Origin of the sequence: Spiroplasma sp. ChiS, assembly GCF_002968355.1 — a bacterium.
GTDB classification, from domain to species: domain Bacteria; phylum Bacillota_I; class Bacilli_A; order Mycoplasmatales; family Mycoplasmataceae; genus Spiroplasma; species Spiroplasma citri.
Map to the genome: position 1 here is coordinate 1 of NZ_PUUH01000149.1, position 13,665 is coordinate 13,665.

The following is a 13,665-nucleotide window of genomic DNA, read 5'->3' on the forward strand; positions in this document are numbered from 1 at the left end:
TCTCTGGTTTACAAAGATTTTAATCAACAAAATCAAATAAATTTAGTTCTTACAAGTTTTTCATTTTTATTTTTATGGATATTATGATCTTTTATTGTTTGAGTTATTTCTTGTTATTTTGATAAGTCTCGACTATCTATTTCAATATTATCACTTATTTCATTCTTGTTATTTTGATAAGTCTCGACTATCTATTTCAATATTATCACTTATTTCAATATTGTTTTTATTATTTGGTATTTTATCTTTTATTGGGAAAATTTTAGGCACTTCAAACCCAAATTTAGAAAAACTAAAATATTTTAAATTTTTAACAATTATTTCATTTTTTAATTCAGCATTAAATTTTGCTGATTTACCAAATAGTAGTTTAAATATTATTATTGCTGAACCATTACAACCTAAAAGTTTAGATTTTTGTTGACAATTACCAACTATGTTTGTTTTATCAAGTGGTTTATTTAGTTTAGGAAATTGAATTTTTATTAAAAAAAGTTTATCACTATAATTTATTTAAAAAATTAAAAACAAAATAGAAAGGAAATAGTAAAGATGAATGAAAAAATGGCTTAGTTTATTAGCAATATTTTTGTTATCGTGTACAAACACAATAACATTAATTAGTTGTGGTAATATTGCAAATAATAACGTATACTTACTACCAATATGGTAGTATTCATTATTCTTAGGTTTTTAATAAAATTAAGTAATTAGTATTTTAAAAAAATTGCTATAAAATATAATATGGTTCATTTTGATAATGTTCATCTATCTTATTCTTATTTTAATGAAGAAACAAAATGAAAAATATTTAAAATTGATCACTTATTAGTAAAAAATAATTTTATTTTTGTTATTGAAACTAAAAATTGAAATATACCATCATATTTTGATATTAATAAAAATATATGATATCAATATCATGGTGATAAAAAAATAAAATTACAATCACCAATAGAACAAAATAAAAGTCATATTTATAATTTAAAAAAAATGCTTGAAAAAGATAAAATTAATTTAGATAATATTTTTATTATTAATATAATTGTAATTGTACAAAATAATTTAACAATATTAAAAAATGAAAATAATAAATTAAGTGATAATAATGTGGTAATAAATTTAACAGAATTAGAAAATGAAATTTTTAAGTACAGTAAAAAATCTTCTTTTTTTGAAGATAACAAAAATATAAATATTATTGTTATGTCTATTTTAAATAAAAATAAAATAGAAAACATTGAAAAACACAAAAAACAATTAAATTATAAATAAAAATTAGAAATATATTAAAAAACAGCAAATTTATTTGCTGTTTTTTATTTTGTTAAAATAGAAAGGAAAAATAAAAATGTATGAAAAAATTACTTAGTTTTTTTTGCCATATTTTCGTTTTTATGTACAAACATGGGGAATTTGATTAATTGTGGTAATATTGCAAATAATAAAGAACATTTACAACCACCTAATTCCGATAATAAGTTAAAAATTGATTCAAAAACAAATATTGATTTAGAAAAAAGATACTTACCCCACCCTGTTTTAATCCAACAGCGAGTATATAAAGGAACTTTATTTAACCGATATAAGACAGATACTATTAAAAATTTAACAAATGCTTTTTTAGGCAAAGCAGATAATAATTTAGCAATTAAATTTAAAACAGAATTTAGTACTTATCAACAATTACAAAATTATTTAAAAATAGAACAACAAAATTACTGACAAAATTTACTTGATAATATTTGTCAAAAATACCAAGATAATTTAAAACAACTTATTTTATTATTTTATAATTTTGTTGCTAATATTTGAAAAAAAACAAATATTAATGAAATTTTAAAGAAAACAGAAATTAAAAATATCATTGATGGTGATAATAATGTCATAGGACAAACAAATAATCACCAAACTATTTTGCTAAACAAAAAGGTTTTATCTTGTGCTTTTGAAAAATAATAAATAGTGAATGACACAAAGGACAATTTACAACCAATAACTTTCTACATATTTTAATCCATGAATTAGGACATATCTTTTATTTTTATGATTGAGAAACATTTAAAATTAATCATATTTTTTATTTAAAACAATTTTTAGGACAGAAAATTAATAACTTAAATAAGTTTGCAGAACTAGACAAAGAAAAAGTGTTAAGGATATTTGCTAACAGTAATTATGGATTGAGTGATGATGACGAGTTATTGGCAGAGGGATTTGCATATTGGTTATTAACAAAACAAAGTATGCAAAAAAAATATGAGGATTTTGAAACAAATACTTTACAAGTTATTTACCACAAATAAGAAATAAAAAAGAAAGGAAGTGTAAATGATGTTAAATACAATAATTGGTATGAATTGGTATGATGGGAACAATTGCCATAATCGGCTTGTTTGGTTGTTTATGGAAGTTTCTTGGTATTAAATTACAAAAAATGAAAAAACAAATTGAATTAACAAAATATAAAAAAACTTGTCAAATAATATTATATGTTAGTATAAGTTGTTTTGCGTTATTTTTGTTGGTAATTGGATTGTGGTTTGGATTAATATATCCAACTTTGAAATAAAATGAAAATAATATTCAAGTTTTTAATATTTGTTTTTCGAATTGGCAATTTAAAAATTACAATACGAGGAAATGATTAATTTGATTTGTTATTATGCCAATTCATTTTAAATTACAATACGAGGAAATGATTAATTTGATTTGTTATTATGCCAATTCATTTTATATTTTTTTATTTTATAGATTGAATACTATATAAAATCAAATGCTATATATAATTATTATTTAAAAAAGAAAGGAATGATTTAATAAACTGAAAAATTGAACTTATAACAATATTTATATTATTTATGAGCGCTATTGTATGACAAATAATAACTGGATTTATTGTTGTTAAAAAAGAAATTGAGGGTAAAAAATTATTGATTTTATTGATCTTGACCCTACTATTTTTTATTTTTGATATTTTAATTATGAATGTTATAAAAATTATTTTATGTTTTATTTCTTAATCAATTATTTAGACCAAAAATAATAATTGTAATTACAGAAAGGAGGTTATATCCTGTGAAAAATATTATATTGTCATGTTTATTAACATCGTTGATTGCTGTAAGTCAACCACTTATTGTCAAATCATCCATCAATAATAGTTTTTCAATCACAAAACAAGAACAAGTTATTAGTAAAAATGCAAAGAAAAGTTTTAACCCAACAGCACCAAGTTTTACAAAAAATATTAATTAAAATGATGATATTTATGCTGAAACTGGCGGAACTTGGGGTGGTGATTATACAGAAAAAGTAGAATCATCATATTATTATGTTAATATACTAGATTATGCTAGTAGTTGAAATGATTTTAAAAATAAATACAAACAGATTAAAATTGATTTTGAGGGTTATGTTGCTCACAATCAGGCGGCTACGGCAAATTATAATGCTTATCACTATATCAATCTAAATGAAATAAGTGGCATAGCAAAAACAAAAGAAATTTTTAATCACTATCAAGGTTATACCCAAAATGAAGAATGAGGATGAGCAAATGTAAGATATCAATTAGAAAATAATGATTGCATTAAAATTGATTTTTTGGTTTATTCACGAGCGAAAAACGGATGAAATTCAAGTAATACATGAGCTAAAAGATGATTAAAAGTTAATAAACTAATTTTTAATACAAGTTTTAGTTTTAATGACATGAAAAGTAATTTAACAAGGGAATTAAATAAAGAAATTAATTATTATTCTAATATTGATAATAGTCCACAAAGTTCTTATAATTGAAACCAAATTAAGACACAAATGGATAATAAAATCAAAAAAAACACTAAATGATATTAATGATATTCAAGGATGAATTGAATTTTTAAACCCAAATTATCAGTTAGAAAAAAGAATTAATGGTTATTTTATAAAAACATTAATTAACATTCACAATAATCAAAGTAGTAATTATGAAATGTGAGAATTTAAAACACCACTAAATTTTGATAGTGATTATAATATTGTTAATACTAAAAATAGAATAGAAAATGAATTAAAACAAACAATTATTTATCAAAGTGATACATCAACCAATATTTTAGATGAAAGTAATTGAAATGCAATTAAAACTATCTTAGATAATAAAATATTTAGTGTTTTAGGAAAAAAAGGAAACATAATGGAATGAAAAAAACTTATCAATCCTAATTATGCCTTAATAACAGAAAATAATAATTATTATCTTAAAACAAGTTTTAATATTTTTAATTATTTAACAGAACAATGAGAAAATTGAGTTTTTTAAAAAAACTCAATTTTTCATTAAGTGCAAAATATTGAAAAAGTAAATTACAAGAACGAATTTTAATAACACTAGGAAAAATTAGTGATGAAAATGGTGTTGCAATGATTAATGATATTGAAGAAGTTATTAATAACGGTGAAGGAAAAGAAAATAAATACAATAAAGGAATAATAAAATATCATACAACAACATTTTTTCAATACATCGAACCAAAGGAAAATAACAATGATCCTGATTATGATATTGTTAAAATAAATGGGGTTAATTTAAACGCTGTTAATGGTTTATACACATATACTTTTGATGATAAAGAAAAAGTTAATAAATATGAAATTGAAATTATCCACCGACCAAACCCTAAAATTGAGGGAGATGTTGGTGGTAATTTTAAGTTAACAATTTTAATTGAAACAATTACTCCATCATTACAATTAAAATTAATGGGGTGAGGGCCAAAAAATATTGATTATGAAAAATTAACAAGTGAATTTATTAAAGACCCAAGTAATGAAAATAAAACAATTAAAAACCCCAATTATGATCAAGAAATAAATAAAGAAACAGGAACAAAAAAACAATTAATATGGGTTCGCCATCAATCTAACACCCCATTTCCGTTAGATCCACTTGATAGAGATGGAAATTTAATAAAAAGTAGTAGTATTAATGATTATGATATTGGTTATTTAGCAGAAGCCAGTGCAGTTGGAGCAGGATTTGAAAACTTTTACAATAATGACAACATTGAAAAAGTTATTCGTTATTTATCAAATGAAAATTTAGAGACTAAATTTGAAAATGGCTATGAATTAGAAAAAAATAAAACGGGAGATGTTAATACTAGTGCTGGGTGATTTCATTTTATTATTCAACAAAAACGCTTTAATGATTTAAACGGAAATACACAAACACCATTTTATCAACACAAATTTATTTATGTTGATAAAAATAAAAGTTCAAATTATGGATATTTTTTAAATTTAGTTAATAACCAAAATGCTAGTGATTTTTGAAATACAACATAAGGAAAACATTTAAAAAATTATATGATTAACTATAAAAAGTGAAATTCAGATAATGATTTATCAAAATTAACTTATGAAGCAGTTTTATCATATTGACGAGATTATGTTTCAGATATTCGTAATCATTTAGCGGTTAATGAAAGCATCAATAATTTTAAGTCATTAAATGATTTAAATATTAGTGCTTTTAAAATGAATGCCAAAGATATGAAAACTATTAGAAATAAAATTGAAAACTTTGTTTGAAAAGAAATAAATAAACTTAGTTTATTAGCAATAATAAACAAAGATTATATTATTCAAATATATAAAAATAGCGAATGACAAAAATTAACTGATGATGATTTAAACCAATTAATAACTAATCAACAAGAACAAACAAAAGAAATAATCCTAAAAATCAAAGCACTAAATACATCAATGTTGTTATTTGGTGAAACAAACCAATTTAAAGTTATTAATAACTTAAATTATGATGAAAATAAAGTAATTGATTTAAGTAAAATTAAATATCAAAATCAAGAATATAATTTTAAAGATAAAACAAAAGATGATATTTTTAATAATTATATTATGAAATATATTAAGCAAGGTTTTAAAATTAATAAATTAGATGAAATCTTGAAACAAAATATTGATTATCAAATATCATTACAAGGATTAAATGGGCAAAAGATTAATATTAATGATAATGAATTACAGGAATTTATGAAAAAAATTCAAGAAAATAAATATAGTGAGCTAAAAATTACTATTTATGCTTTGGACAATAGTTTAAAAGCAGTTGGGAATGTTTCATATAAATTAATAAACAACTCAATAACAGAAAATTCCCCCAACAAACCAAATGAAATTCCACCAACAGAGGGAATAATACCGAACATTCCTAATAAACCAAATGGAAATAACGAAAATAATGGGAATGAAGAGAATAATAATCCAAATAAACCAGAAAAACCAAACAAACTACCCGATCCCAATAATCCTAATGGAAATAATGAAACAGGATGAAAAAAGTTTTTTAAAAAACCAGTTAATTTATTTTTTATGACTTTGATTAGTTGTGGGATAGTTGGTGGTTTTATAATAAAATAAAAGCGATAAAGAAGACAAAAAACAGATAAAATAGGTAAAAAGTTTAAAAAAATAAAAGCGATAAAGAAGACAAAAAACAGATAAAATATTGGTTTATTTTTTCTTTATTCAAATACCCTTATTACGCGTTTTAAGGGTTAAATTAGATATGAAAAGTTATTTTATTAAGAAATTTTATATAATATTATATATATAATTTATTTAATAAATAAAATAAATAGTTTTTAAAACGGCATTTTAAATGCCGTTTTTTATTTTAAAGAAAGAGGTGTAGAAGATGAAAAATATAATACCAAAAAAACTAAAAGACGCCAAATATCGATTTTGAAGCAATATAACAATAACAGATGTTTTGATAATTGCTGTTTGAGTTGGATTAACAATTATGTTTATATTTGGTTTTCAATGAAAAATATGAATAAAATTATTATCATCATCAATCATGATTTTAATTAGTCTACCACTAATTATTATAAATAAAAAGACTAATTTAAAAGGATGACAATGCTTATATTATAAAATAAATTTCCTATTTAGTTATAAGAAATATAGTAAAAACAAAACTAGTTTACTGGTGCCATATAATAAAGTTATTGATGATAATTATATAGCAACACACGGAATTTTAAAGAATACTTTAAAAAAGACTTTAATTGGAGCAATTAAAATAAAGGGATTCGATATCACTTTATTAAGTGGCGAAGAGCAAATATTAAGATTACGAGACTTGCAAGATGTTTTTAAATTTGCTAATTTTCCAATAACTTTTTTAAAGTTAGAATTATCATTAAATTTTGATGACAACATTAAATATTTACAAAAACAAATTAATAAAACACAAATTCGCTATAAAAACAATGAAATTAGTTTTAATCAATTTGTAAAAATTACAAAACAAATTAAAAATAATATTGCTTTTTTAAAAAAAGAATTAATTAAAATAAACGATGAAATTAAAACTGAAAAATGTTTTTTTATTTTTGTATATGGAAATAGTCAAAAAGATTTAAGTGAAAAAATATTATTTTTAGAAGATAAATTATATAAAGGAAAAATTAATTGCAATACTTTATCTAATTACGAAATAACAAAAATCTTAAAATTAATGTGAAATCCGTATGAAAAACCATTAAATAAAACAGATTTTAATAAAAATAAAGATAATTTAGCAAAATTATTGCAATTTAACTACCTAAATATTAAAAAAAATTATTTTATAGCAAATGATTTATATTATTCAATTAATACTATTCAGGACTACCCTTTATTTATTAATGATTTATGATAGGCATGTTTATTTTCAAATGAGCAAACTATTATTTGAAATATAAATCCTTTAAATTATGATGAAACAAAAAAAGCAATCAACAGTGCCATTCAAACAACCCAAACAAGACAAGTAATGACAAAATCATATGTTAATACAAATGAAAATAACTATGAATTAGAAACATACTACCATTTAATTGATGAGGTTAATGGTGGTGGTGAATTATTAAAAAATGTTAATATTTTATTTTTAAATTATGGAACAAATAAAAAAACATTACTACAAGCACAAACACGATTAACAAAAGCATTAAAAGAAATGGATATTAAACTTAATCCATTGTGATATCAACAATTTAATGGTTTAAAAGGTTTTATACCATATAATAATAAGGTCATAATAAAAAAATATGGTCGAGAAATGCCAACAAGTACCTTAGCAGCATCATTTCCATTTATTGATAGTGGCTTATATGATAAACAAGGAATGTACTTAGGAACAAATAATATGGGAAATGTTGTATTGTGAGATCAATTTAAAATTACAAGTAAAAGAACAAACCATAATATGTTTATTCTTGGTTCATCAGGAATGGGAAAAACATATTTGTTAAAAAAAATAATAAATTATCATATTCAGATGGGGCGGAAAGTGATTGTTATTGACCCTGAAAGAGAATACCAAGAATTATGCAAATATTATGATGGAAATTGAATTGATGCAGGAGATGCTTCGATAGGAAAAATAAATCCCCTGCAAATTTTAGATAATAACTTTATTGATGAATTAGAAAATACCAATTCATCGCCCCTATCCAATCATTTACGATTTTTAGAACAATGATTCAAAATGCTTTATCCTGATTTTAACGGGCGAGAAATTAATTTATTAACAAAATATTTGAAATTATTATATCATCAATTTAAAATTACAAATAATATTGACATTAATAAAATTAATAATAAGGATTTTCCAAATATGAATGATTTTTATTATTTATTAGAAAAAGAATATAAAAACAATAAAAATCAACTTTTAAAAGAATTTATGGATTTAATAGCAACTGATTTTTTAAATGATGGAAAATATCAAGCACTTTGAAATGGTCACACAACAATAAAATTTAATAACAAATTTATTGTTTATGATGTTTATAATTTGTTTGATTTAGATGACAAAAAAACAAACGCAGCACAATTAATTTTAATGCTAAATATTATTAAAAAAGAAATAAAAGAAAATCGTTTTAAAGATAATAATCAAGTTGTAATAATTGTTGATGAGGCTCATTTAGCAATCGATAAAGATAATCCAGTTGCCTTAAATTTTATGTATCAAATGACAAAGCGAATTTGGAAATATAATGGTGCTTTGGTTGTGGCAACACAAAACATTGCTGATTTTGTAGAAAATGAAACCGTTTTAAAGAAAAACACAGCAATTATTAATAATAGTCAATATTCATTTATTATGGGCTTAAAACCTAACGACTTAGAAAAAGTTATTAATTTATATAAAAGTTATGGCGGATTAACATCAGCAGAACAAGATTATATTGCTCGCATTGTAAAAGGACAAGGACTATTTTTTGTTTCTGGATTTGAAAGATACCGGATTGAAATTCAAGCAAACAAAAAAGAAAAAGCAGGATTTGGAAAAAAAGATAATTAAAAAAAACAAGTCAATTTACTTGTTTTTTTTAATTTTTATGAAGAATTTTGTTAAATTTTTACTTTTTTTATTAAAAAACAACAAAAAAATTAAAAAAAGGAGGATAAAAATGTTAAAAACAAATTTAGGAAAATTAATAAATGGTGACGCATTAACTTTTATTAAAAGTTTAGAAAATGATAGCGTTGATTTAATATTGACTGATCCACCCTATTTATATAATTTACCAAAAAGAAAAAACGAGCAAATAAATAAAAATAATATATCAAAAAGTATAAATAAATATATTAATGCTATCTATGATAATAATTTGCATAATTCATTTGATATAAATAATTATTTAGATGATTTTTATCGAATTTCAAAAACTAAATTTATGTTAATTTGAATGAATAGATGACAAATTAAAGATTATTTAGATTGAGTTTATAAAAATAATATGAATTTTGATTTTTATTTTTGAGAAAAAACAAACCCAATGCCAACTAATAATTTTATTTTGCAAGATAAAGAATATTGTATGATTATTTACTCTAAAAAACACCAAATTCCAAATTATCAAAATAACTATGAAAATAAAAAAACAATATTTAAAAACCCAATAGGTTCAGCTTATAAAATAACAGAACACCCAACAGAAAAACCACAAAATATATTTTACGATTTAATTCAAAAATATAATAGTAAAGAAAATGATTTAATTTTAGATTGTTTTATGGGAAGTGGTACAACCGCATATGCTTGTGAACAGTTAAAACGAAAGTGATTGGGTTGTGAAATAAATAATGAATATTACAAAATAATTAAAAAAAGATTAAAAGATATTCAGTTTAAATTTGAATTTTTAAGAGAAGGGAAAGAAAAAATGAATATTGCTTCAATTTTGGCTAAGTTAGAAAAAATAGAATTAGAACAACAAAAACAAAAACTTTATTTAATTGCATTATCTAATTGTGGTTTGTCTGACTTACAAAAAACAGAATTATTAAACAACATTAATTTAATTGATGAAGAATATAAACAAAAACAAAAAGATAAACAACAAGCTAAAAAATTAGGGCTTAGTTATGCTAAATATAAAAAAATGAAAAAACAATAATTATTTTTTATTAATTAAAAACATAAATTATATAGCAGTTTTAATTGCGATGATGGTTGTATTATCGCAAACTATGCGAATCCAAATTATTCCAAGAACATCAATTCCATTATTTTTAATCCCCATTTTTATAGGCGGATTTATTTTAAATTGATATTGGTGTTTGCTAATTGGAATTATGGGGCATTTTCTATCAGATTTAACATTATGAGGTTTTTCTGTGGGATCATTATGTTGAAATATTGGGACAGGTTTATTAGCAGTTTTAATTAAACTAATTAATTGAATAAAAATAAATCATAGTATTAAAATTATTCTTATTTTATTATCAAACATAATTATTTATCTTCCGATTGATTTTGTTCTTTTTTGATTAAATCTTGGAGTTTTAAGTATAGAACAAATAATTATCGGAATATTAATTACGAACACAATATGTTTACCAATTTTCTATTTATTAAGTATCAAAATAATAAAAAAAATTAACCAAGGAAATTTAAGGTGGTAAATATGAAAAAGAAATATTGTCTTAAAAAAAGATATTGAGGTTATTGCTTTAAATGTGATAAACAAAATAAATATATCCTTACACACAATGAAATTACTGATGAACATTGAGCATTAAATACTAAAAAGAATTAGGAGGGATTACTATATGAAATGTCAAAGAATTAATTGTAATAATAAAAATGCTTATTGTGGAAATAGTTATATTGAAAAAATTGGTGATAAATTAGAGTGAAATTTAGGTTATAAAAAAGAAATTATATTATGTGAAGAACATTGATTACAAAATTATCAATTAGAAAATTTAATTATAAATAAAAAAAATTATGAGGAATTAAATTATGACTAAAAAATACTTATTAATTATTAAAAATGAATATTATACTACACATGCGTTTTATACATTAGAAGAAGCAAAAGTACGAGAAAAAATTGAAAATAATAATTATGGCTTATCAACGGCAATTATTGATTTAAAAGATATTGAATGAAAAAGGTAAATAATATGAAAAAATATGTTGCTAAAAAAGATATTGATAATTATTTAGATAAAAAATTAGAAGAAGCAAAAATTAAAACCAGTCAAACTGACATTGATACTATTTGAGAAAAAAGTGACGAAGATAATTAAAAAAGCAATAGATGAAGTTGTAAATAATCCATTGTGAAATAAACTATTTAAGAATTTATCAAAAAATGATTAAAGAAGATAAATAATATGAATTTGTATATTGTAAAATGAAATTCGCTTTTCCAAAACTCTTATTAATTAGATAATAGCATCATATAAAAATAATTGCAACTATTTTTGTGTTATTTTTTTAATTTGTTTTTATTTTAGCACAACGAAAAATAATTTATTAAGTTTTTCAATAAATTTACTTAGTAATTAATGTCATAAATTCAAATGCTTTTTTAGAGGATATTCAATTAAGACACGGTCGTAATTTGTTATTAACAGTTTTTATTATTCAATTTAATTGTTTATTATCAACTTTATTAAAATCTGTTCCTTGAGGTAATCAATGCCTAATATCTCTATTTATTCTTTCAACATGATGTTTTTGTTTTGGTGCACCATGGTCACAAAAATAAACATTAGAACCAGTAATTTTTTCAATTTCTTTTCAATTACTAAATTCTTTACCCTGATCTGTAATAATGCCTTTAATACAATTTTTAAATAATCTATTCTCAAAAATATTTTTAATCGTTTTAACAACTTCTTCGGCTGTTTGTTCTCTTAATTTTTTAGCAATAGTAAATTTAGTTAATTCTTCTGTAAAAGTAAGAACAGCAGATTTATGGTCAGATCCAACAATACAATCCATTTGAAATCAACCAAATTCATATCTATCATGCTTTGCTTCTTCAATAGTTTTGTAATTTGATAATTTACCTCGATTATCAGTACTATTTTTTGTTTTTCGCTTCTTTCCCTTAAAATAAAGATATTTTTTATCCATATTAAATAATCCTAAATAAATATATTTATAAAGTGTTTTAAAACACATTGGAAATTTTTCGCCAAATTCAATTTCATAAATTTTACAAATTGTTTCAGGTGTATTATGTAAAATATTAAAATTTTTGTTTAATCACTTAATCTGTTTAACTGTTAAAGTAATATGTTTTTTAGAATTTTTTCTATTTTTAAGATACTGTTTTTGTGATTTTAAAGGATCATATTCTTTAAATTTTTTAAGTTCACGCCGAATTGTTTTCTTATCTCTTCCCATAAACCGTGCTATCTTTGAGTAATTAATTTTACCATTTTTCTTTTTATATAATTCTGATCTAGATAATTCCTTTAATATAATTTTTTCATTAATACTTAAATGTTTAAATTTTCTCATATCCAAAAGCTCTCTTTCCGAAAATAGTTTTAGCATAAAAAATAAAAAATTTTAGAAATTTATTGACATTTTTATATAAAGTGTTATATTTAAAGTATATTTATAAAAGTTTAATAGATTTTCCAAAGCTCTAAAAACTTGTTTATAAATTACAAAATTAAGACTTGAAAAAGTCTTTTTTTAATTGTAAAATAAACATAATAAAAATAATATTAAGTTCTTTAATACATTTTGATACGTTTTTAGTTCTTGATAAGTTTTTTTCTACTCTTTTATTTAACCATATTGTTTAAATAATAGCAATTTTAATATGCAAAAAAAGTAAAAAGCACCAAATTAAGCAATAAAAGAGCATATTTATACTACTTAAAACTACCATTTGATAATTGACAAGATGAAGTTGATACAAAATCCGCTTATTTTATTAAAAATACAATAAATCAATTAGAAATAGAATTGGAATTGGCTTTATTAAATGACAAATATGGCGGGGGGGAAGAAAATATATGTTGAGAAATATGTTAAAGATACAAATATAAATAATGCTAATATTGTTATTAATTTTGATAATGTTGATTTACATTACAAATATAAATAATGCTAATATTGTTATTAATTTTGATAATGTTGATTTACATAAAATAAATGAGGTGATTAAAGATGCTTAAACATTTTTTACATTTAGATGAAATACCAAGATGATTTTATCAACAAAATATTCCTAATGCACTAGTGCTAAAACTTTTATGATAAAAGATAATGTAGTTGGCAAATGCTGTGCTATATCGTGCTAAAACTTTTATGATAAAAGATAATGTAGTTGGCAAATGCTGTGC

18 protein-coding genes are annotated in these 13,665 nt (G+C 21.7%); 16 read left to right on the plus strand and 2 right to left on the minus strand.

Going from position 1 to position 13,665, the window contains the following annotated elements:
- The first annotated feature begins 220 nt into the window (after nt 1-220).
- The 11 genes from C6B38_RS04520 to C6B38_RS04575 all read left to right on the plus strand — a co-directional run bounded on the left by C6B38_RS04520 (nt 221) and on the right by C6B38_RS04575 (nt 10,466).
- Complete coding sequence (locus C6B38_RS04520; protein ID WP_105298816.1) at nt 221-508, plus strand: hypothetical protein; 288 nt, start codon at nt 221-223, stop codon at nt 506-508.
- Nucleotides 509-744: 236 nt separating this feature from the next.
- Complete coding sequence (locus tag C6B38_RS04525) at nt 745-1,275, plus strand: nuclease-related domain-containing protein (protein WP_105298817.1); 531 nt, start codon at nt 745-747, stop codon at nt 1,273-1,275.
- A 141-nt stretch (nt 1,276-1,416) separates the two neighbouring features.
- Nucleotides 1,417-1,959 (plus strand): hypothetical protein, encoded by a 543-nt coding sequence (locus C6B38_RS04530; RefSeq protein WP_105298818.1) that lies wholly within the window; start codon nt 1,417-1,419, stop codon nt 1,957-1,959.
- The gene (locus C6B38_RS04535; protein ID WP_105298819.1) at nt 1,941-2,306 is read left to right on the plus strand and encodes a hypothetical protein; all 366 of its coding nucleotides are present in this window, start codon (nt 1,941-1,943) and stop codon (nt 2,304-2,306) included. Before C6B38_RS04530 ends, C6B38_RS04535 begins: the two co-directional genes overlap by 19 nt.
- 772 nt (nt 2,307-3,078) lie before the next feature.
- A complete protein-coding gene (locus tag C6B38_RS04545; protein ID WP_105298821.1) occupies nt 3,079-3,258 on the plus strand; it encodes a hypothetical protein in 180 nt (59 codons plus the stop codon).
- Nucleotides 3,259-3,769: 511 nt separating this feature from the next.
- Nucleotides 3,770-4,306 (plus strand): hypothetical protein, encoded by a 537-nt coding sequence (locus C6B38_RS04550; protein WP_105298822.1) that lies wholly within the window; start codon nt 3,770-3,772, stop codon nt 4,304-4,306.
- A complete protein-coding gene (locus tag C6B38_RS04555) occupies nt 4,285-5,331 on the plus strand; it encodes a hypothetical protein (protein ID WP_146693305.1) in 1,047 nt (348 codons plus the stop codon). The genes C6B38_RS04550 and C6B38_RS04555 overlap by 22 nt, the downstream gene beginning before the upstream one ends.
- A 21-nt stretch (nt 5,332-5,352) precedes the next feature.
- Complete coding sequence (locus tag C6B38_RS04560) at nt 5,353-6,426, plus strand: hypothetical protein (protein WP_105298824.1); 1,074 nt, start codon at nt 5,353-5,355, stop codon at nt 6,424-6,426.
- Nucleotides 6,427-6,703: 277 nt separating this feature from the next.
- The gene (locus C6B38_RS04565) at nt 6,704-7,714 is read left to right on the plus strand and encodes a hypothetical protein (RefSeq protein WP_105298825.1); all 1,011 of its coding nucleotides are present in this window, start codon (nt 6,704-6,706) and stop codon (nt 7,712-7,714) included.
- 114 nt (nt 7,715-7,828) lie between these two features.
- Nucleotides 7,829-9,367, plus strand: coding sequence for an Mbov_0397 family ICE element conjugal transfer ATPase (locus C6B38_RS04570; RefSeq protein ID WP_105298826.1), 1,539 nt, complete (start codon nt 7,829-7,831; stop codon nt 9,365-9,367).
- Nucleotides 9,368-9,476: 109 nt separating this feature from the next.
- Complete coding sequence (locus C6B38_RS04575) at nt 9,477-10,466, plus strand: DNA-methyltransferase (RefSeq protein ID WP_105298827.1); 990 nt, start codon at nt 9,477-9,479, stop codon at nt 10,464-10,466.
- Nucleotides 10,467-10,493: 27 nt separating this feature from the next.
- On the opposite strand, the gene C6B38_RS09395 is transcribed toward C6B38_RS04575, so the two are convergent.
- Nucleotides 10,494-10,802, minus strand: coding sequence for a hypothetical protein (locus C6B38_RS09395; RefSeq protein WP_146693306.1), 309 nt, complete (start codon nt 10,800-10,802; stop codon nt 10,494-10,496).
- A 174-nt stretch (nt 10,803-10,976) separates the two neighbouring features.
- Between C6B38_RS09395 and C6B38_RS11890 the strand changes: the two genes are divergently transcribed.
- From C6B38_RS11890 to C6B38_RS11895, 4 genes are read left to right on the plus strand one after another with little or no spacing between them, the layout of a single operon-like run.
- Nucleotides 10,977-11,108: a hypothetical protein gene (locus C6B38_RS11890; RefSeq protein ID WP_255401069.1), complete on the plus strand. Its 132-nt coding sequence runs from the start codon at nt 10,977-10,979 to the stop codon at nt 11,106-11,108.
- 13 nt (nt 11,109-11,121) lie between these two features.
- A complete protein-coding gene (locus tag C6B38_RS04585; RefSeq protein WP_105298829.1) occupies nt 11,122-11,322 on the plus strand; it encodes a hypothetical protein in 201 nt (66 codons plus the stop codon).
- Nucleotides 11,315-11,473, plus strand: a complete 159-nt coding sequence (locus tag C6B38_RS09970; RefSeq protein WP_155522088.1) for a hypothetical protein — start codon at nt 11,315-11,317, stop codon at nt 11,471-11,473. Before C6B38_RS04585 ends, C6B38_RS09970 begins: the two co-directional genes overlap by 8 nt.
- Before the next feature lie 5 nt (nt 11,474-11,478).
- Nucleotides 11,479-11,604, plus strand: a complete 126-nt coding sequence (locus C6B38_RS11895; protein WP_255401070.1) for a hypothetical protein — start codon at nt 11,479-11,481, stop codon at nt 11,602-11,604.
- A gap of 247 nt (nt 11,605-11,851) precedes the next feature.
- On the opposite strand, the gene C6B38_RS04590 is transcribed toward C6B38_RS11895, so the two are convergent.
- The gene (locus C6B38_RS04590; protein WP_105298830.1) at nt 11,852-12,829 is read right to left on the minus strand and encodes an IS30 family transposase; all 978 of its coding nucleotides are present in this window, start codon (nt 12,827-12,829) and stop codon (nt 11,852-11,854) included.
- A gap of 475 nt (nt 12,830-13,304) precedes the next feature.
- Between C6B38_RS04590 and C6B38_RS11900 the strand changes: the two genes are divergently transcribed.
- Complete coding sequence (locus C6B38_RS11900) at nt 13,305-13,427, plus strand: hypothetical protein (RefSeq protein ID WP_255401071.1); 123 nt, start codon at nt 13,305-13,307, stop codon at nt 13,425-13,427.
- Nucleotides 13,428-13,665: the final 238 nt, after the last annotated feature.